At 69.5% G+C, this 17,391-nt stretch carries 12 protein-coding genes; 7 read left to right on the top strand and 5 right to left on the bottom strand.

Features of this window, described 5'->3' with window-relative positions; all coding sequences use genetic code 11:
* Positions 1-371 precede the first annotated feature (371 nt).
* The 6 genes from WME97_RS14315 (at position 372) to WME97_RS14340 (ending at position 8,229) form a co-directional block, all read left to right on the top strand.
* Positions 372-749 (top strand): hypothetical protein, encoded by a 378-nt coding sequence (locus WME97_RS14315; RefSeq protein ID WP_012235248.1) that lies wholly within the window; start codon positions 372-374, stop codon positions 747-749.
* 16 nt (positions 750-765) lie between these two features.
* Complete coding sequence (locus WME97_RS14320; protein WP_437552450.1) at positions 766-3,225, top strand: SpoIIE family protein phosphatase; 2,460 nt, start codon at positions 766-768, stop codon at positions 3,223-3,225.
* 240 nt (positions 3,226-3,465) lie between these two features.
* On the top strand, positions 3,466-5,055 hold the full coding sequence (locus WME97_RS14325) for a YifB family Mg chelatase-like AAA ATPase (RefSeq protein WP_437552451.1): 1,590 nt from the start codon (positions 3,466-3,468) through the stop codon (positions 5,053-5,055).
* A 170-nt stretch (positions 5,056-5,225) separates the two neighbouring features.
* The gene (recA, locus tag WME97_RS14330; RefSeq protein WP_437552452.1) at positions 5,226-6,263 is read left to right on the top strand and encodes a recombinase RecA; all 1,038 of its coding nucleotides are present in this window, start codon (positions 5,226-5,228) and stop codon (positions 6,261-6,263) included.
* A gap of 185 nt (positions 6,264-6,448) precedes the next feature.
* The gene (locus tag WME97_RS14335; RefSeq protein WP_437552454.1) at positions 6,449-6,928 is read left to right on the top strand and encodes a single-stranded DNA-binding protein; all 480 of its coding nucleotides are present in this window, start codon (positions 6,449-6,451) and stop codon (positions 6,926-6,928) included.
* 575 nt (positions 6,929-7,503) lie between these two features.
* A complete protein-coding gene (locus tag WME97_RS14340; protein WP_437552455.1) occupies positions 7,504-8,229 on the top strand; it encodes a hypothetical protein in 726 nt (241 codons plus the stop codon).
* A gap of 95 nt (positions 8,230-8,324) precedes the next feature.
* Here WME97_RS14340 and WME97_RS14345 read toward each other — a convergent pair whose 3' ends face one another.
* Both WME97_RS14345 and WME97_RS14350 read right to left on the bottom strand, forming a co-directional pair.
* Positions 8,325-9,167 (bottom strand): hypothetical protein, encoded by an 843-nt coding sequence (locus WME97_RS14345; RefSeq protein ID WP_437552456.1) that lies wholly within the window; start codon positions 9,165-9,167, stop codon positions 8,325-8,327.
* A gap of 63 nt (positions 9,168-9,230) precedes the next feature.
* A complete protein-coding gene (locus WME97_RS14350) occupies positions 9,231-9,674 on the bottom strand; it encodes a ferritin-like domain-containing protein (protein ID WP_437552457.1) in 444 nt (147 codons plus the stop codon).
* 303 nt (positions 9,675-9,977) lie between these two features.
* Between WME97_RS14350 and WME97_RS14355 the strand changes: the two genes are divergently transcribed.
* Positions 9,978-10,241: a hypothetical protein gene (locus tag WME97_RS14355; RefSeq protein WP_437552458.1), complete on the top strand. Its 264-nt coding sequence runs from the start codon at positions 9,978-9,980 to the stop codon at positions 10,239-10,241.
* A gap of 226 nt (positions 10,242-10,467) precedes the next feature.
* Here the strand turns inward: WME97_RS14355 and WME97_RS14360 are convergent, their stop codons facing one another.
* The 3 genes from WME97_RS14360 to WME97_RS14370 all read right to left on the bottom strand — a co-directional run bounded on the left by WME97_RS14360 (position 10,468) and on the right by WME97_RS14370 (position 17,337).
* A complete protein-coding gene (locus WME97_RS14360) occupies positions 10,468-12,237 on the bottom strand; it encodes a metallophosphoesterase (protein WP_437552459.1) in 1,770 nt (589 codons plus the stop codon).
* A gap of 96 nt (positions 12,238-12,333) precedes the next feature.
* Positions 12,334-16,128, bottom strand: a complete 3,795-nt coding sequence (gene mfd / locus WME97_RS14365) for a transcription-repair coupling factor (protein ID WP_437552460.1) — start codon at positions 16,126-16,128, stop codon at positions 12,334-12,336.
* Between the two features lie 285 nt (positions 16,129-16,413).
* The gene (locus tag WME97_RS14370; RefSeq protein WP_437555388.1) at positions 16,414-17,337 is read right to left on the bottom strand and encodes a transposase; all 924 of its coding nucleotides are present in this window, start codon (positions 17,335-17,337) and stop codon (positions 16,414-16,416) included.
* Positions 17,338-17,391: the final 54 nt, after the last annotated feature.

Below are 17,391 nucleotides of genomic sequence, written 5' to 3' on the forward strand. Positions count from 1 at the left end.
CGCCCGGACGACATCCACATGAATTCCGAGGCATCCCGCGCTCCGAGCCGGGAAGCCGCAATCGCGCGGGCGCTCTGCATCGAGAGCCTGTTCGCGAAATGTTGCGATGCTCACCGCGCGACGCCGCACCCTGTGCGCCTCCCACCTGCTACCCGCACTCACGCGTGGCGCGTGGCGCGTGGCGCGTGGCGCGTGGCGCGTGGCGCGTGCCGAGATCGACGACCCGCGCGGCTTGCGGGAAGGGATTGGATCCGGCGCGACTACGTCGTAGTGTGGAGAGCTCGCATCGACCATCGCACGGGCCGTCGGCTGCAGCATCCAGAGGAACGATCCGGCGGTCGTCGCGCGCGTGGTCGAGAGATGGAGAAGAGATGAGCTGCTTGAGCGTGGATCCTGTCGTCACCGACAGCTTCGGGATCGAGCCAGCCTTGAGGGACGACACCCTCAGCGTCAAGCTCACCGGCACGGGGGACATGGCGGCATCTCCGCCGCTCAGCAGGTACGTCAAGGCGCTGGAGGGCGAGGTGATGCGCCTCTCGGTGAGCACCGTCGAGTTCGACGTGCGCGACCTGCGCTTCATGAGCTCGAGCTGCCTCAAGGCGTTCGTCGGCTTCATCTGCGGCCTGATGGGCCATGGCCTCAAATGCAGGATACGGTTCGTCACGGACGCGAAGCGGACATGGCAGCGTCGGAGCCTGAAGCCCCTGGATCGCATATGCCCGGAGCTGGTCTCGATCGCGGATGCATGATCGAGAGCCCGAGGCCATGACGAGGAAGCGTCGGACGCTCGCGTTTCTGATCGACAATGTCGTTGGCGACTACCAGTCCGAGCTGCGCGCCGGGGTCGAGCGCGGCGCCGCGGCGCACGACGTCAACCTGCTGACGGCGTTCAGCGACCCGGCCATGGCTCGCCGGCCGGAGGTGGCCGACCGGGGCACCTTCTATCACCTCATCGGCCCTGAGACCGCCGACGGCGTCATCGTCGCCTCGTCGACGCTCTCCCCTTACGGCGGCATGGAGGTCATGCGATCGTTCTGCCGGTCCTTCGCGCCGCTGCCGGTGTGCAGCATCGGGACCGCGATCGACGGTGTGCCGAGCCTGATGGTCGACAACGCGCTCGGGAGCGAGATATCGGTCGGGCACATGGCGGACGAGCACGGGTGCCGGCGCATCGCGTACATCGGCGGCCCGAGCAGCAGCGAGGAGGCCGCGCTGCGCGCCGGCGGGTACCGGAGGGCGCTTGCGGCGCGGGCGCTCCCTTGCGACGAGCGCCTCCTCGTGTTCGGTGGGTTCACGATCTCGACGGGGCGCGCAGCGATGCGCGAGCTCCTGGCTCGCGGGGTGGCGTTCGACGCCGTGGTGGCGGCCAACGACAGGATGGCGCTCGGGGCGATCGAGGTGCTCAAGGCCGAGGGACGCCGCATCCCGGAAGACGTCCTCGTGTGCGGGTTCGATGACGTCGGCATCGCGCGCTTCACGAAGCCGTCGTTGACGACGGTCCGCCAGCCGATCGAGCGGCTCGGGGGGATGGCCGTGAGCACGGTCCTCCGCATGATCGACGGCGAGGCCGTCGAGCCTTTGCAGCTCGCGCGGGTCGAGCTCACGCAGCGCGAGTCCTGCGGCTGCGGGTACCGCGCGGGCGACACGTTCCTGCAGCCGGTCCCCTCGGTGCGCGGCTTTCCGCGCGCCATCGCGGATCAGCGGGCGTCGCTGGAGCGCGCGCTCGCGAGCACCGTGGCGATCCCGAGCGGCGCCCTCGACGGCTGGGCGGGCGACCTGCTCGCCGCGATCGAGGCGGAGCTCGCGGGCGACGAGGGGCGCTTCCTGCGCGCGCTCCAGGCGCTCCTTGACGGGGCGAGGCGCGAGGGCGTGCTCCTCGAGGAGTTCCAGGCGGTGATATCGCTCTTGCGCTCGCGGGTACAGGGGTCGCCCGTGAGCGGCGACGCGGCGCTGGAGCACCTCTGGCACGCAGCGCGCATCCTGATCGGGAGCGAGTGCGTGCACGTCGAGGGGGAGCAGCGGCTGAACGTGGAGCTCGCCGCGATCGATGTCACCTACGGCGCGCGGGGGTTCTCCGCGTGCTTGAGCTTGCCCGTGCTCAAGGGGTTGCTGGCGTCGGAGCTGCCGAGGATGCGGTTCTCGGACGTCGCGGTGTCGCTGTACGACGACGCTCACCACGCCACCATGAAGCCGCTGTTCGTGATGGAGGACGGCCATGAGGTGGAGGTGCCGGCCGTGAGCTTCCCGGCGCACCTCCTCGCGCCCCCGGGCTTCCTGGACGCCGACGAGCGCATCAGCAGGATCGTGCTTCCGGTCGCGTTCGGCGACGAGGAGAGGTTCGGCGTCGCGGTGCTCGACCACCGCGCCAGCGGGATGATCTACGAGGTGCTGCGCCTCCAGCTCGGCTCCGCGGTCAAGGCCGCGGCGCTGCACCGGCAGGTCGTCCGGGAGGTGGAGCTGCGCGAGCGGCTGGAGCAGGAGCGGGTCCGTCAGGAGAGCCAGGTTGCGGCGCGCATCCAGACAACGCTGGTGCCGAAGCAGCTCTCTATCGAGGGGCTCGACCTCTGCGCGGTCATGAAGCCGGCGGCCGAGGTCGGCGGTGATTACTACGATGTGATCCCGGCGAACGGGGGCGGGTGGCTGGGGATCGGCGACGTCGCGGGGCACGGGCTCGCGGCGGGTCTCATCATGCTGATGATCCAGAGCATGGTATCGGCGCTCACGTGCAACGACCCGGCCGCGAGCCCGGCGAAGGTCATCACGGCGCTCAACAAGGCAATCTACAAGAACGTCCGCGATCGTCTGGAGCGCGACGAGCACGCGACGCTCCTCTTGCTCCGGTACGAGCGCAACGGGCGCGTGACGTTCGCGGGCGCGCACGACGACCTGGTCGTGTGCTCGGCGCGGACGCGGCGCTGCGGGTGCATTCCGAGCTCAGGCGTCTGGATCGGCGCGCTGCCCGAGATCGGGGCGCTGACGCGGGATGCCGAGCTCTACCTTGGGGATGGGGATGTGCTCGTGCTCTATAGCGATGGCGTGACCGAGGCGCGGAACGCCCATCACGAGCAGTTCGGGCTGGAGCGGCTCTGCGCCGTCATCGAGGCTGTCCAGGCGGAGCCTGTCGGCGTGATTCGCGACCGGATCCTCGATGCGGTCGAGGGGTGGTGCCCGAGCCCGGACGACGACATCACGATCGTGGTGGCGAGGTATCGCGCGCCCGAGTAGCTGCGGCGGGGCGGCGCTCGCTCTGGCGGAGCCACACGCACAGGGACTGCGCACAACTGCCCTGGCCTGTCGACGTGGCAACGCTCGCTCCCCGGGCACCTGCCGGTGATCCTCTCGATTCCGGCGACTCCCTCTGGCGGCCGCCACCCCATCCGCCGCGTTCGCCACCCCTCCCGCCGCGAAATTCCCTGAGTTCGCCGCCCTCTCCGCCTGGCACGCCTTTCGCGAAAGGGCTCCGGCATGCAGGCCACGGCGCTCACGTTCTCTCTGCTCGGGCTCGACGCGCACCCCATCCGGGTGGAGGTCGACTCGGGCCGCGGTCCGTCGTTCTTCCAGATGGTGGGCCTGGCCGAGGCGAGCGTACGCGAGAGCCGCGTGCGGGTCCGCGCCGCGCTCCAGCAACTGGGCATCGAGCTTGACGAATATGTGATCACCGTGAACCTCGCCCCGGCAGATCTCAAGAAGAGCGGTGGCGCGTACGACCTCGCCATCGCGATCGCCGCGCTCGCGGCGCTCGGCAAGGTGCCCGCCGAGGGGCTCGACCGGATTGGCCTGCTCGGCGAGCTGTCGTTGAGCGGCGCGGTGCGCCCCGTGCGCGGCGTCCTGCCCGCGCTGCGCGGCGCGGCGGCGCAGGGGGTCACGCGCGCGATCGTGCCCCAGGGCAACGCGCGCGAAGCGGCGAGCGTGGCTGGTATCGACGTCCTCATCGCGGAGCACCTGGGCCAGGTCGTCGCGCACCTCCGCGGCAACAAGGCCCTCCCGGGCGCGGGGACCCTGGCCTCGATTGACGCGGAGCCGAGCGCTGCAGCCGCAGATCTCGCGGAGGTCCGCGGCCAGCACGGGGCGCGCCGCGCCCTCGAGATTGCCGCTTCCGGGGGACACAACCTGATCATGGTCGGCCCGCCAGGCAGCGGAAAGACCATGCTTGCTCGGCGCCTGCCAACGGTCTTGCCGCCGATGTCCTACGACGAGGCGCTTGATATCACCGCGATCCACTCCGTCGCCGGGCTGCTCTCCCCGGACAGGGGCCTCGTCGCGATTCGCCCGTTCCGCGCCCCGCATCATACCGTGAGCGCCGCGGGCCTCGTCGGCGGCGGGGATCCCATCCGCCCCGGCGAGGTCTCCCTGGCCCACCATGGGTGCCTGTTCCTCGACGAGCTGCTCGAGTTCCGCCGCGGCGTCCTCGAGTCGCTCCGCGAGCCGCTCGAAGAGGGCACGATCGCCCTTTGCCGCGCCCGCGCCCGCGTCGTTTTTCCGGCGCGTCCGATCCTGGTGGCCGCCATCAACCCCTGTCCGTGCGGCTTCCATGGCGACCGCGGCAATCGCTGCGCCTGTTCCCTCGATCGCGTCCGCGCCTACCGCGCGCGGCTGAGCGGGCCGCTGCTCGATCGCATCGATCTCCACATCTCCTTGCCGCCCGTCGACGTCGCTCACCTGTGCGCGCCGCTCGCCGATGGCCGCTCGTCGCTCGACGCGCCGGAGAGCTCCGCTGCGGTGCGGGCGCGCGTGGTCGAGGCCCGGGCCGCGCAGCGCGCGCGCTTCGAGGCGGGGGAGGTCGCGGCGACGCACAACGCCGAGCTCGGCCCGCGCGATCTCGCGCGCGTCGCCATGCCGGACGCGACCGGCGCCCGCGTGCTCGCGTCGGCCGTGGAGCGGCTCGGCCTCTCCGCGCGGGCGTATACCAAGGTGCTGCGGGTCGCCCGCACGCTCGCCGACATGGACAGGAGCTCTGCCGTGCGGCCAGCGCACGTGGCCGAGGCGATCGGCGCGCGGCTGTTCGACCGCGAGGCCGCCTGCGGGCCGGCGCCCGCCACCACCGCGGGCGCCTGAGCTCGCCGCAGGGCCAAGGATCACCGCGCCCGCAGCGATGCGGGCGCGATCGCGGCCGCCCCGACGGCCGCGCTGCATCGTCTGTCCGCGCGCTCGGGGGCGCGCACGTTCAGCACGCAACGGTTGAACCGCAACAAGCAACGAACGCACGTCGAAAAGGAGAGACCGAGATGATGACCGAGATCGCTGAGAAGCTCCGCACCGTGAAGACCGTCGTCGGCACCATCGAGAAGCAGTTCGGGAAGGGCGCGATCATGTCATTGAACGACGAGAACCAGACCCGGGACATCGGCCTGATCCGGACCGGATCCCTGTCGCTCGACGCGGCGCTGGGGATCGGGGGATACCCGCGCGGGCGCATCGTGGAGATCTATGGCCCGGAGTCGTCGGGGAAGACCACGCTCACGCTGCACGCGATGCGGGAGGCGCAGCGCGCGGGCGGCGTCGCCGCGTTTATCGACGCCGAGCACGCGTTCGACGTCACGTACGCGCGCTCGCTCGGCGTCGACATCGACAGGCTGCTCGTCTCGCAGCCGGACAACGGCGAGCAGGCGCTCGAGATCGTCGAGATGCTCGCGCGCTCGAGCGCCGTCGACGTGATCGTCGTCGACTCGGTGGCTGCGCTCACGCCCAAGGCCGAGATCGAGGGGGACATGGGCGATTCGCACATGGGCCTCCAGGCGCGGCTGATGAGCCAGGCGCTGCGGAAGCTCACGGGCATATGCCACCGCACCGACACCACGCTCATCTTCATCAACCAGCTCCGGCAGAAGATCGGCGTCGTCTTCGGCAATCCCGAGGTGACGACCGGCGGCAATGCGCTCAAGTTCTACGCGAGCGTGCGGCTCGACGTGCGCCGGGTGGGGCCCGTGAAGGTGAGCGACGAGGCCATCGGAAGCAGGACGCGCGTCAAGGTGGTCAAGAACAAGATGGCTCCTCCGTTCAGAGAGGCCGAGTTCGACATCCGGTGGGGAGCGGGCATCGACGGCGCGGCGGATCTCATCGACTTCGCCTGCCAGCTCGGGGTCGTGGAGAAGAGCGGCGCGCACCTGTCGTTCGCGGGCGAGCACATCGGGCAGGGGAGGGAGCGCGCACGCGAGGCGCTGCTCGGCAAGCCGACGCTCGCCTCGTCGCTCCGCGCCGCCGTCGACGCGGCGGCGCCGGCGCGCGCCAACGGCAGCAACGGCAGCGCGGCGATGGATTGCTGATCTCGGGGCGGCCGGCGCGCCCGGCGGCTCGCCGCCGCCGGCGCGGCCGCTCTCGCCGCGCGACGACGCCGCGCCTCGCGAGAGGCGCAGGGCGGCGGGCGCCGGCGGATGGTGAACGACGGCAGAGACGACACGGACAAGAGAACGACAGCAGACGACAACACAGAAGCGAACTGGAGCATGTCATGAACGAAGGACTGAACAAGGTGATCCTCATGGGCAATCTCGGCGCGGATCCGGAGCTGCGCTACACGGGCAACGGCACCCCGGTGCTTCACCTGCGCATGGCGACGAACGAGTCGTTCGTGGACAGGAACAAGGAGCCCAAGGAGCGCACCGAATGGCACAGCATCGTGTTCTGGGGGCCGCGCGCCGAGGCGCTGGCCAAGGTGCTGACGAAGGGGGACGGCGTGCTCATCGAGGGCGGGCTGCGCACGTCGAGCTACGAGAAGGACGGGATCAAGCGCTACCGCACCGAGGTGATCGCGCGGGATCTCCGCTTCGCGGGGCGGCGGGCCGCGTTGACGGAGCCCGCGCCGGGTCCGGATGACGACGGCGAGCCGACGCAGCCCGGGGCGGGCGTGCCGACCACGGCGCGGCTCGGGAAGAACGGCGCGCGCGGGAGGCCCCCGGAGGTGCCTGCGCTGGATGAACTGCCGTACTGAGGCGGTCCGTCCGGACGGGCGCGGGGGCGAGGCGGCTTGTCTCGAGCCGCCTCGCGGCGCTCCCAGCATGCTTCGTCTCACCCGGTCGGCGACATTCCCCTCCTGCGGTCGCCACTGCGGCCCATCGAGCCCCAGCGCTCAGCGATTGGCGTGCTGCTGGATTCCGCCGAGGCCAGCTTCCAGACCGACGCGTCACGATGTCTCCCTTCACGGACGCTGACGCTGCGCGCCAGCGTTCGCGAAGGGCTCGACGCGCTCAAGGCGCTCGAGGCGCGCGAGGCGCGCGAGGCAAACGACGACCGATTCGATGACTTCAGGTCACCATCATGCGGTGGACAGTATCCGGCAGTGCCGTCTGAAGAGCTCTTGTGTCCTACATGAGCACAGAAAAATGATTGAATGGATGGAGAACGTGATCGAAGTGTGTTGACGAATGCCGTGTGTTGGAAGTAAACACTGGATGCTAGGCTCGACGCGACCAGGTGCGATTCTCTGGCTGTACACGATCGACCTCCTCAACCGAATCTGCTCGGCCTGCGGAACTGCAACGTGGTAACCGTCAACCGAGGTACTTCATGCTCAGCAATGCGGCTCGCTTTCTGATGGTATCTGCTGCTTCTATCGTCGCGCTCGGCTCTGCCCCGGCCGACGCGTGCTCCCTGCTCTCCGCCGGAGCACTCGACTTCATCGCTGCCGGTACGCCGTCGGCGACCGGCGCCGTCTTCTTCACGAACATTCAGAAAGAGGAGTTCTGGTTCGACCCGGACCCGGTAGTGGACGCGGCGAACGACACGGCCAACATCTCCTATTACTGGGGTTCGACGAGCCCGAGCTCGGAGAAGTACTACTCCGAGTTCACCAAGACCCCGAGCCTCGTCTCGCTGGTCACGAGCGTCAGCAGCATCGCTGCGGGCGACGTGCTCGTCCTCAACAAGACGGCATCGTACGGCGGGCACACAATGATCGTCACGGGCCCGGCGGTGCAGCTCACGAGCCCCATGAACCCGGTCCATGCGACCACAACGCAGTGGGCGTTGCCGATCGCTGACTCTACCACTTCGGTCCACGGGTGCGGCAGCATCTACAAGGACAGCCGGTGGACGGGCACGTGCACCAACTTCACCGCGGGGCCGGGGACGGGCTACATACGCCTCTATTCCGATACCGCCACGGGGAACCTGATCGGCCACTCCTGGAGCGTCACCTCGGGCGCCACCGTATACTGGACGACGGGGAGCGGAGCGCGGCCCTTTGTGATCAGCAGGCTGAACTCCTGCCCGCTGCCCACTCCGACCCCCTGAGCCGGCGCGGCCGCGGCGCAGCGGCGCAGCGGCGCGTTCATCGGGCGATCCTGAGGGCGCGCGCCCTCAGGATCGCCGTCTCCCCCCTTCGGCGTTTACGGTGTTCCGCCCTTCTCGGCCGCCGCGGGCACGCGGCAGAGCTGGGCGATGCCCTTTCCGCTCAGCTTCTCGCGCGTCAGCTCGAACTGCGGCACGTACATGCAGAAGCGGCCGCCCTTCTCGGTCGCGATGCTCGTTCGACGCGAGATCATCTCCTCGAGCTCCGAGCGGCTGATGGCCTTGTCCGTCTTCAGCGTGTCCGAGACCTTGAGATCGACCGCGTTCGGGCAGCTGACGCTGGCGGCGACGGTGAGGTTGGGCTTCACCTTCTCCTGACCTTCGCGATAGTCAGCACCTGGCCCGGCCTGGCCGCCCGCTTGCGCCCTGCCGGCCTGGGCGCCTTCGTGGGGCTGGCTGCCGGCTTGAGCGCCGCCGGCATGAGCCTGGGCCTGGCTGCCGTCGGTATGGCCCTGCTCTCCCGCGCCGCCCCGTCCCAGGTTGCCGCTGCCGGGCTGGCCGCTGCCGGTCTGGCCGCCCGACGGCTGCTGCGACTTGCCCGCGCCCGCCGCGACGGGATCGATCCGACCGTTCACGGAGGCCGTGTAGGTGCACCCTTCCTCGACCGGGAACGAGATCTGCTCCTGGAGATTCATCGCCTGTTTCTTCTGACTCTGCCCCTGCTGCTGCGTGCGCTGTGCGCCGCTCGGGCTGGGCTTGTCGCCCTGATGCAGCGCGCCGCCCTGCGCCGCTCCCGGCGAGCCCGATTCGCGTTGCTGCGACGAGCCCGATTCGCGTTGCTGCTGCGAGCCCGTGCCGCCCGTCTGTGCTGCCGCGAGCGCCGGCACGACCGCGAGCGCTCCCATGGCGAGCGCGAGCTGGATGGACCGATTCGATTTCATATTACCCCCAACCGTAGAATCTGCTTCCGATCGTACTCACCACCGCCGCGGGCCGACCGCCCACTAGGCGGCTTGTTCCCAGACCTTCCTTGACAGCGCGTCCTTGATCCACGCGAGGTGCCGCTGCTCATCAGTGTAGTTGCGCTCGACGATCGCCCGCGCCTCGGCCGTGAGCGACTCGTCCAGCGCCGCCTGGTATTGCCGGTTCGTGAGCTCCTCGTTGCCGCGCATGGCGAGGAGCGCGCTCTGGTCTCCCTGGCTCGTGATCGCCGTGAACCCTTCGATGAGCTTGCCCTTGAGGTCGCGGGTCTGTGCCGCGATGCCGCCGAGCGACGTCACATGCGCGGTCAGATCCACCACGTGGCGCGCGTGATCGTCCCTGAAGCTCGCGAGCCTCTCCCTGGTATGAGCGTGCTCGCACGCCTCGATGGCGCGGTCGTAAGCGGCGATCGCGTCGCGATCGAGCTGGATGAGGTCGTTGAGCACCTCGATGACGTCTCTCGCCATGATCGACACTCCTTCCGGGATCCCGCTCCGCTCGGACCCCACCGCCCACCACCTGGGGCATTTGCGTGGGGGCGCAAGCCATGCGCACGTCGTCACCGGAACTTGTGGTCGCCGTTGCCGCGCCCGGCTCGGCCGCCGCTCGAGGCTGCCGATGGCGGCCGTGGCGGGCGGTCCGGCATCCCGAACGGCCCGGCAACCTCGACCTGGCACGGACCGTGATACACGCCGAGAGACGGGAGACCCTGACAGCTTCCGTGGACCGGCGCCGCCAGCGCCGGCGCCCCGGGGAGATGGGATGTGCCTATGAAACGCTCTCTTGGCCGCTCGATGCGTGCCGCGCTCGCGCTGCTACTCGCCGCCTCCGCGGCTTGCGCCGAGGGGCTCGCGAACGCGCCCAGCATCAACCGCGAATGGACCGCGGACGACCGTGGTCAGGATGCCATCGCGAATGGCCCGGGCTCCTGCCCCAGGGAAGGCCCCGATCCGCTCTCGCCCCCCGGCGAGCTGCGCGAGATCTGTCCCAAGTCCGCTCCGCCGAGGCTGCCCAACGCCGCCGCGTCGCCCTGAGCGCAGCCGGCTCGCGCCAGAAGACCTCGCTGCGCCCGCTGACCTCACGTTCGCGCGCGCAGGCGCGCGCGGCGAGCTCGGCACGAAAGAGGTCCTTCTGCGGTCGACCGCTTCCACGATTGGACCGCCCGGATGTGGTTGTGTGCTGCCAGCGCGAAGGCAGAATGTCCCGGCCGAGGCGAACTGCCTCATGCAGAAGGAACGATCGCCAGGGCTCCGTCTGCCTCTACGGCTCGGGCGCGCCGGCTCCCGCCGCGGCGCCGGCTGCGGGGGGGCGACTCCGCCGCTCGCCCGCGGGGCACTCGTGGTGCCCGGCGCCTGCCGCGTCGACCGTGAGTTGGCCGGTCCGTCGTGGCTGCCGCGCGGTCGGGATGGTGATGGGCTCCTCGATGAGCTCCGGCGCCACGGCGCCGCGGGCGGGGACGAAGCGCGGCTCGCCGGGCTTGCGGTCGTCGGCCACCTTCCACGCGCGCGGCACCTGCCTCAGCCCGACGGGATAGAGGGTGAGGCCGTCGCGGTGGACGTGAATCCGCAAGAAGTTCTTGTAGTCCTGGATCCGGAGCGCCGAGAACGCTTCGTTGCCGTGCCGCCGCGCGACGTTGAGCGAGATCAGGAGATACACGCCCATGATCGTCGACCCGACCACGGCGCCGGTGGCGCCGACGAAGAGCGTCACGCCGAGGAGGCTCCACATGGACGGGAGGTCCCGGACGTCGACGCCGAGCAGCGCGCCGCCGAGGTGCGCGAGCCCCAGCGCCGCCCCGAGGTGCGCGAGCGCGTGGAGCGAGCCCGCGAACCGGCGATACCAGGTCTTGTAGGTGTCGGTGAAGACGATGAACACGAGCACGACGACAAGGACCCACCCCACGGCCCCCGGCCCGGGACGGGGCAGCGTCAGGGAGGAGAGCATGTAGACGAAGGCGGCGGCAGGCCAGAAGCCGAGGTTGTGCCGAGCGAACCAGAGGTTGCGCCAGGCGAGCCGGCGCGACTCCGACTCTGACGGAAACGAGGCGCGCAACATATAAGGGCGCTGGTCGGCGCCCGCGCCGGAGCGGACCACGGCGACCGGCTCGCCGTGGGTCGGGTGGAGGAACGCGCCGCCGCCGCCGGCGATGACGTTTTGCCGGCCGTCCGCGGACTCGTGGCGGCGATAGTGGTGCAGATCTCCGGCGATGCGCGCGACGATCTCGACGCCGGGCCGCGCGTCGGCGAGCTGCTTCTCGAAGAAGGCGAGGTTGCTCTGGAGCTCTGGGTTGTAGATGGCGCCCTTCACCCAGTCGGGCTCGGCGGTGCAGAGGATCACGCGATCGCCGTCGCGCATGTCGTGCGTCGCCAGCTTGCAGAAATACTCGATCTGCGGCTGGTCGATGTCGGACTCGAGCTGGATGTCGACGCCGAGCAGCCAGAAGCCGTGGGGCAGCTTCAGCGCGAAGTAGCTCCGCGACTGGAACGTCTTCCAGGCGCCGAGCGTGCGTTTCTGGCCGAAGAGGCGCATGAAGCTCATCAGCCCGTCGTACCAGTCGTGGTTGCCAGGGATGGCAAACAGGTGCGGCGCCTCCGTGACATCGGCCTTCGGGAGCGCGGCCGCGTAGGGCTCGACGAGCCGCGTCCAGTACGCCTGACGCGTGGCCGAGGGGTAGACCTGGTCGCCGCCCATGATGAGGACCTCTCCGCGCCTCGTCTCCCGGCCGCCCAGCGAGAGGACCGGCCGCGCGAGGAGGGTGGCGATCGCGTAGGTGGGGTTGAAGCCATCGCCCGTGTCCGCCACGTAATCGATCCAGAGCTCGTCGCGCATGACGCCGCTACGGACGGCGTAGTCGAAGGGCGGCTGCGGCCCCGCGATCGCCTCGAGGAGGCGGAAATCGCCGCGTGCGCCCATCAGGCGGGAGACGGTCATGTCGAGCGCGGAGCGGGCCAGCTGGAAGGGGCTGTACCAGCAGGTCATGACGCTCCGCTGGAGCGCCGCGAGCCGCTCGCGATCCGGGCGATCGATCATCCGTCCCTCCGCTCAAGGGAGGTTATCACCGCCGGAGCGCCGCGCCGCCTCGCCCGCGCGCTTCCGCGGGGCGCGACGACGTCGTGGGCGCTCCCGCTAGGCGAGATCACCGCCCTCCTTGAGGCAGCCGGCGAGCTCGCTGAGGAGCTTGTCGGTCGCCTCCAGACCGCTCGTGAAGGCCTCGCCCTCCTTGGCTCGGCGGGTGAGCCGCATGTCGGGCGAGAGTCGGTAAGGTGAGCTCTTCGGCTGGACCAGCTTGAGCACCTTGGCATGGTCGAGCGGGGTGTCCTCGCGCAAGTGCAGCGTCACGCCCTTGGCGCTCGCCTCGCATGCCAGCGCCTTCAGCCGGCGCAGCTCGGTCTTGAGCCGCATGAGATGCACGAACCGGCGCGCCTCGAGCGGAGGCGGGCCGAAGCGATCCTCCATCTCGACCGCGAGGTCCTGCACGTCCTCGGTCGAGGCGGCACCGGCGAGCCGCTTGTAGAGGGAGAGGCGTACGCCTACATCGGAAATGTACTCTTCTGGCAGAAGCGCGTCGGCATCGAAGGAGAGCTCGGTGTCGACGTCGTGGACCACGGGTTCGCCGCGCAGCTCGTGGACGGCCTCGTCGAGCATCTGGCAGAAGAGCTCGAAGCCAACCTGGGCGACGGTGCCGCTCTGCTCGGCGCCGAGGAGGTCGCCGGAGCCGCGCAGCTCCAGGTCGAGCGAGGCGATCTGGAAGCCGGAGCCGAGCTCGGTGTGGCGCTCAAGGGCCTCGATGCGGGCGCGGGCCTCGTCGGTCATGGCGTTCGGGGGCGGGACGATGAGGTAGCAGTAAGCGCGCTCCTTGGAGCGGCCGACGCGGCCGCGCAGCTGATAGAGCTGCGAGAGGCCGAACATGTCGGCGCGGTCGATGAGGATCGTGTTGGCGCGGGGGATGTCGAGGCCGCTCTCGATGATGGCGGTGGCGCAGAGGACGTCGTAGCGCCCCTCGACGAAGTCGAGCATCGCCTGCTCGAGGTTCTGCTCGCTCATCTGGCCGTGGGCGACGCAGATGCGGGCGCTCGGGACGAGCTCGGCGAGGCGGGCGGCGCGCTCGTAGAGGCCCTCGACGCGGTTGTAGACGTAGAACACCTGGCCGCCGCGGCCGAGCTCGCGGAGGACGGCGTCGCGGAGGACGGCCTCGTCGTGGCGGGTCACCACGGTGCGGATGGCGCGGCGATCGACGGGGGGGGTCGTGATGATCGACATGTCGCGGAGGCCGGTGACCGCCATCTGGAGGGTGCGGGGGATGGGGGTGGCCGAGAGCGTGAGGACGTCGACGTTGGTCTTGAGCGCCTTGATGCGCTCCTTGTGGGTGACGCCGAAGCGCTGCTCCTCGTCGACGACGAGGAGGCCGAGCCGCTTGAAGTGGACGTCCTTGGAGAGGAGGCGGTGGGTGCCGATCACGACGTCGACGCTGCCGTCGCGGAGGCCGCGAGAGACCTCGTCCTGCTCCTGCTTGGTCTGGAAGCGGGACATGACGCGGACCTCGATGGGGTAGGAAGCCATCCGGGATCGGAAGCTGAGGTAGTGCTGCTGCGCGAGCACCGTGGTTGGGCAGAGGACGGCGACCTGCCTGCCGGCGTTTGCGGCGCGGAAGGCGGCGCGGATGGCAACCTCGGTCTTTCCGAACCCGACATCGCCGCAGACGAGGCGGTCCATCGGACGGCCGGACTCGAGGTCGGCCGTAACCTCGGTGATCGCCCGGGCCTGGTCGGGTGTCTCGTCGAAGGGGAAGGTCGCTTCGAAGGCGCGGTAATCATCGTCCGGCGGTGGAACCGGCTCCGCCGTGGCGGCGCGGCGCTCGGCGTAGAGGCGGAGGAGCTCGTCGGCCATCTTGCGGACGCTCTTCTCGACCCGCGCCTTTGTCTTGGCGAACGTCTGCCCGCCGAGCCGGTCGAGCTTGGGGGTGCCTTCGCCGCCGCTGAATTTCTGGATCTGGTTCAGGCGGTAGACCGGGAGGTAGAGCTTGTCGCCGCCGGCGTACTCGACGGCGATGAGATCGACCGTGGTTGAGCCGACCTGCTTGTGGACGAGGCCAAGGTACCGCCCGATGCCGTGCTCTACGTGGACGACGTAGTCGCCGACGCCGAGGTTGCGGAGGTCCTCGAGGAAGGCCTGCGACGGCTTCGTGGAGGAGGCGGCGGCGCGTGCGGCGCGGCGGTGAGCGCGGGCACCGAAGATTTCCTCCTCCGTGACCAGCGCGAGCCCCTCGGCAGGAGCGATGACGCCGCGCGCAAGAGAGCCCGTCACGACGAGGGCCGTGTCGCGCGGAGACGCGGAGCTGCTGCCATCGAAGAACGCGGGGTCGAACGGACCCAGGTTGGCCTTCACCCGCACGTCGCGATGGCGGAGCAGGGCGACGAGGCGCTCAACCTGGGTCTGCGCGCGTGCAGCGATAAGCACTCGTAGGCCTGCTTCTTGCCAAGCGACCACGCGACGAACGAGCGGATCGAGAGCGCCGTGCTTGCCGCGTGACGCACGGGCGGTCTTGATGGCGCGCTCAAGGTCCGACTGGTCGCGCGTTGCGAGCGACGGGATGTCCTCAGGGACGACCTCGAAGCGCTCCAGCGAGTTCCGGTTTTCCGCAGCCCCCTCAACCCCGGTGCGGTGCAGGGCAAGCACGACACGCGCGCCGAGCCACGAGGCAACGTGTGCCTCGTCCTCGTAGAAGGAGGTCAGCGGGAAGTGCGGCTCACGGTCTTTGTGGCTCCGATCGGCCGCAGCGCGACCGAGCTCGTTGCGCACGGCGGCGGTGACGGAGGATGGGTCCTCAAGGAGGATGAGCGCGTCGTCGGGCAGGTACGACGTGAAGGAGGCGAGGTCGATGAAGGCAGGCAAGTAGCCTTCGGCCCCGAAGAAGGCGCGGCCGCTCGCGACGTCGTCGACCAGGGCGCGCGCCTTGGTTGAGGGGAAATCAATGACGTCACACGCGGCCCGTACCCGCTGGCGGGCCCGCTCGACATTGGCAGGCGTGAGGATCGCCTCACGCGCCGGCGGGATCCAGACCTCCTTCACGTCGGCGACCGTGCGCTGGTCGTCGGGGTTGAAGGTCTTGATCGATGCGACGATGTCTCCGTAAAAGTCGATGCGCACCGGCAGCTCGGCGGAAGGCGCCCAGACATCGAGGAGGGCGCCGCGGACGGCGAAGGTGCCGGGGTCTTCTACGAGGGGGCTGCGGACGTAGCCCGAGGCACCGAGGCGGGCCGAGAGCGCGTCGCGATCCATCTCCTGCTCGGCGATGACGAGCTCGGCGTGTTCGGTGATCTCGTCCCTGGGTACGACCTTGCGGGCGAGCGCGGCGATGGGGCAGACGAGGACCGACCAGGGGAGGTCCATGCCGAGGTGGAAGAGCGTGGCGAGGCGGGTCTGAGCGCCCCGGCGGTCCGGGTTGACATCCGCGTAAGGGCTGGCCTCGTTCGGCAGGTAGAGAAGGACGCGGCCGAACGTGGTCGAGCCGGCGGCCTCGGCGTCATCGGCGTCCCGATCGACGAGCAGGAACGAGGTATCGGCCGCCAGAGCGCGGGCGCTGTCGACGTCGGGAGTGAGGGCGATGATCCGGCGCCCGGCGGCGGCCGCGACGAGGCGACGGATGACGAGGGCACCGGCCGAGCCGGCCGAGCCTGTGACATGACGGGTGCCCGGAGGCGCCGCGGCGAGCTCTGCGGCGAGCTCACGGGGCGTGACGACCCTGCGGTCCGCCGGGAGGTCGAACGACGGGAGCGGCTCGAAGTCGGCCGGCGTGGAGGCGGGTGGGCCGCTGGCAGCGGTATCGTTCGAGGCGCTGTCGTCGACATGGCCTGAGAGCTCGGCGATCGTGGCGCTGAGCGGGGAGCTCGAGGTGGAAGTGAGGGAGCGCTCGGGGGGCATCGGCGCAGCGCGGTCTAGCATAGGCGGCGCGATTCGACCCGCGGTCTCGACCCGACCGTGGTTCGCGCCGCGCGCGGGGCACAACCCCCGCCGCGCGCGGGGCACAACCCCACCCTGCCGCGGCCGGGGACGCAACCCCACCGTGCTGGGAGCGTATTTCGTGGACGTCGCAGCGGGGGCGCTACGAGCCGCGCGCGCCAGCTCGGTTCCGGTCCCGAATCGCCTCTCTGATACTCCTGGTTTCCGATCTCAGAATAATGGTGTCGACGTGCGCTGGTCCTGCGCCTATGCGGCTGCGGGCTCGCCCTCGTTAACGGTCACCCCGTGGAACACGCGCATCCACCACGTGCCCGCAGGGAAAGTTACGCCGCGTACACCTGCACGCCATTGATTGATCGAATGTCGGTATGCGATGCGAAAGGCTCGTACGGCCGCGAGGGCGGCGTTCTTTGCGTCTGTCTGTCGGCGGCCGACTGCGAATGTTGGATTGAGATCGCGGAGTGGCTCGATGCTCGTTGCTCGCTTGTAAGGAGAAATATTGGTCGCGCGCGCAGCCCCGAGGAAGCCAAGCCTTTGTCGCTGTAGGGCGGCGTGAGCCTGTCTCTCGTGCAGATCGATCCGTCCTGTGATCTCGCGGCGAAATTTGTCGGCGTTGGAATCGCTGATCGACGGTGGAAGCGTGATCGCAAGTGCTACGTCGGTTGGCCATTCGGGGTTCTGTGGATTGAAGTATATTTCAGGGCGTCGGGCGCGCAGCACGCCGCGACCGATGTCGCCGACGAGCACCTTGGCTCCTGGCCACTCATGTGCATGCGGTACGAGACCAGCAGCGACCGGATTTGCGAGCGTATAAGCGATCTTCTCCACCAGGGCGTCCCGTGTTGCTAGCCGTACCACGCTCGTTGCTCGATCGTCCCACACCGACCCCTCCCACGCGCGCAAGATCTTGGTCCCGAGAGCGACAAGTCGATGGAATCTCTGAAGAAATCGTGGTAGTTCGCCGTGTGTGTCTGTGACAACGATATGAATGTGTGTGGACATCACGCACAGGGCGTGTACAAGGATACCATAGCGATGGGCCGAGACCGCGAGGGTATAGATCACGAGCCGTGTGATCGCGGAATCGGGGCGGAAGAGAAAATGCCTTCGCAGTACACGGCGGGTGAGAAGATACGTAGCGCCGGGGACGATCGCACGAGGCTGGCTCATGCCTGACGGGTATGTCAAGCGCCGTGCCAGACTCAAAATCCGCCGATTCTTGAG

The sequence above is a fragment of the Sorangium sp. So ce367 genome (genome assembly GCF_051520455.1).
Lineage (GTDB): Bacteria > Myxococcota_A > Polyangia > Polyangiales > Polyangiaceae > Sorangium > Sorangium cellulosum_B.

What these genes read in the sequence shown, in the direction of transcription:
- WME97_RS14315 (WP_012235248.1), top strand. Translation starts at nt 372, where the DNA reads ATGAGCTGCTTGAGCGTGGATCCTGTCGTCACCGACAGCTTCGGGATC.
- WME97_RS14320 (WP_437552450.1), top strand. Translation starts at nt 766, where the DNA reads ATGACGAGGAAGCGTCGGACGCTCGCGTTTCTGATCGACAATGTCGTT.
- WME97_RS14325 (WP_437552451.1), top strand. Translation starts at nt 3,466, where the DNA reads ATGCAGGCCACGGCGCTCACGTTCTCTCTGCTCGGGCTCGACGCGCAC.
- recA (WP_437552452.1), top strand. Translation starts at nt 5,226, where the DNA reads ATGATGACCGAGATCGCTGAGAAGCTCCGCACCGTGAAGACCGTCGTC.
- WME97_RS14335 (WP_437552454.1), top strand. Translation starts at nt 6,449, where the DNA reads ATGAACGAAGGACTGAACAAGGTGATCCTCATGGGCAATCTCGGCGCG.
- WME97_RS14340 (WP_437552455.1), top strand. Translation starts at nt 7,504, where the DNA reads ATGCTCAGCAATGCGGCTCGCTTTCTGATGGTATCTGCTGCTTCTATC.
- WME97_RS14345 (WP_437552456.1), bottom strand. Translation starts at nt 9,167, where the DNA reads ATGAAATCGAATCGGTCCATCCAGCTCGCGCTCGCCATGGGAGCGCTC.
- WME97_RS14350 (WP_437552457.1), bottom strand. Translation starts at nt 9,674, where the DNA reads ATGGCGAGAGACGTCATCGAGGTGCTCAACGACCTCATCCAGCTCGAT.
- WME97_RS14355 (WP_437552458.1), top strand. Translation starts at nt 9,978, where the DNA reads ATGAAACGCTCTCTTGGCCGCTCGATGCGTGCCGCGCTCGCGCTGCTA.
- WME97_RS14360 (WP_437552459.1), bottom strand. Translation starts at nt 12,237, where the DNA reads ATGATCGATCGCCCGGATCGCGAGCGGCTCGCGGCGCTCCAGCGGAGC.
- mfd (WP_437552460.1), bottom strand. Translation starts at nt 16,128, where the DNA reads ATGCCCCCCGAGCGCTCCCTCACTTCCACCTCGAGCTCCCCGCTCAGC.
- WME97_RS14370 (WP_437555388.1), bottom strand. Translation starts at nt 17,337, where the DNA reads ATGAGCCAGCCTCGTGCGATCGTCCCCGGCGCTACGTATCTTCTCACC.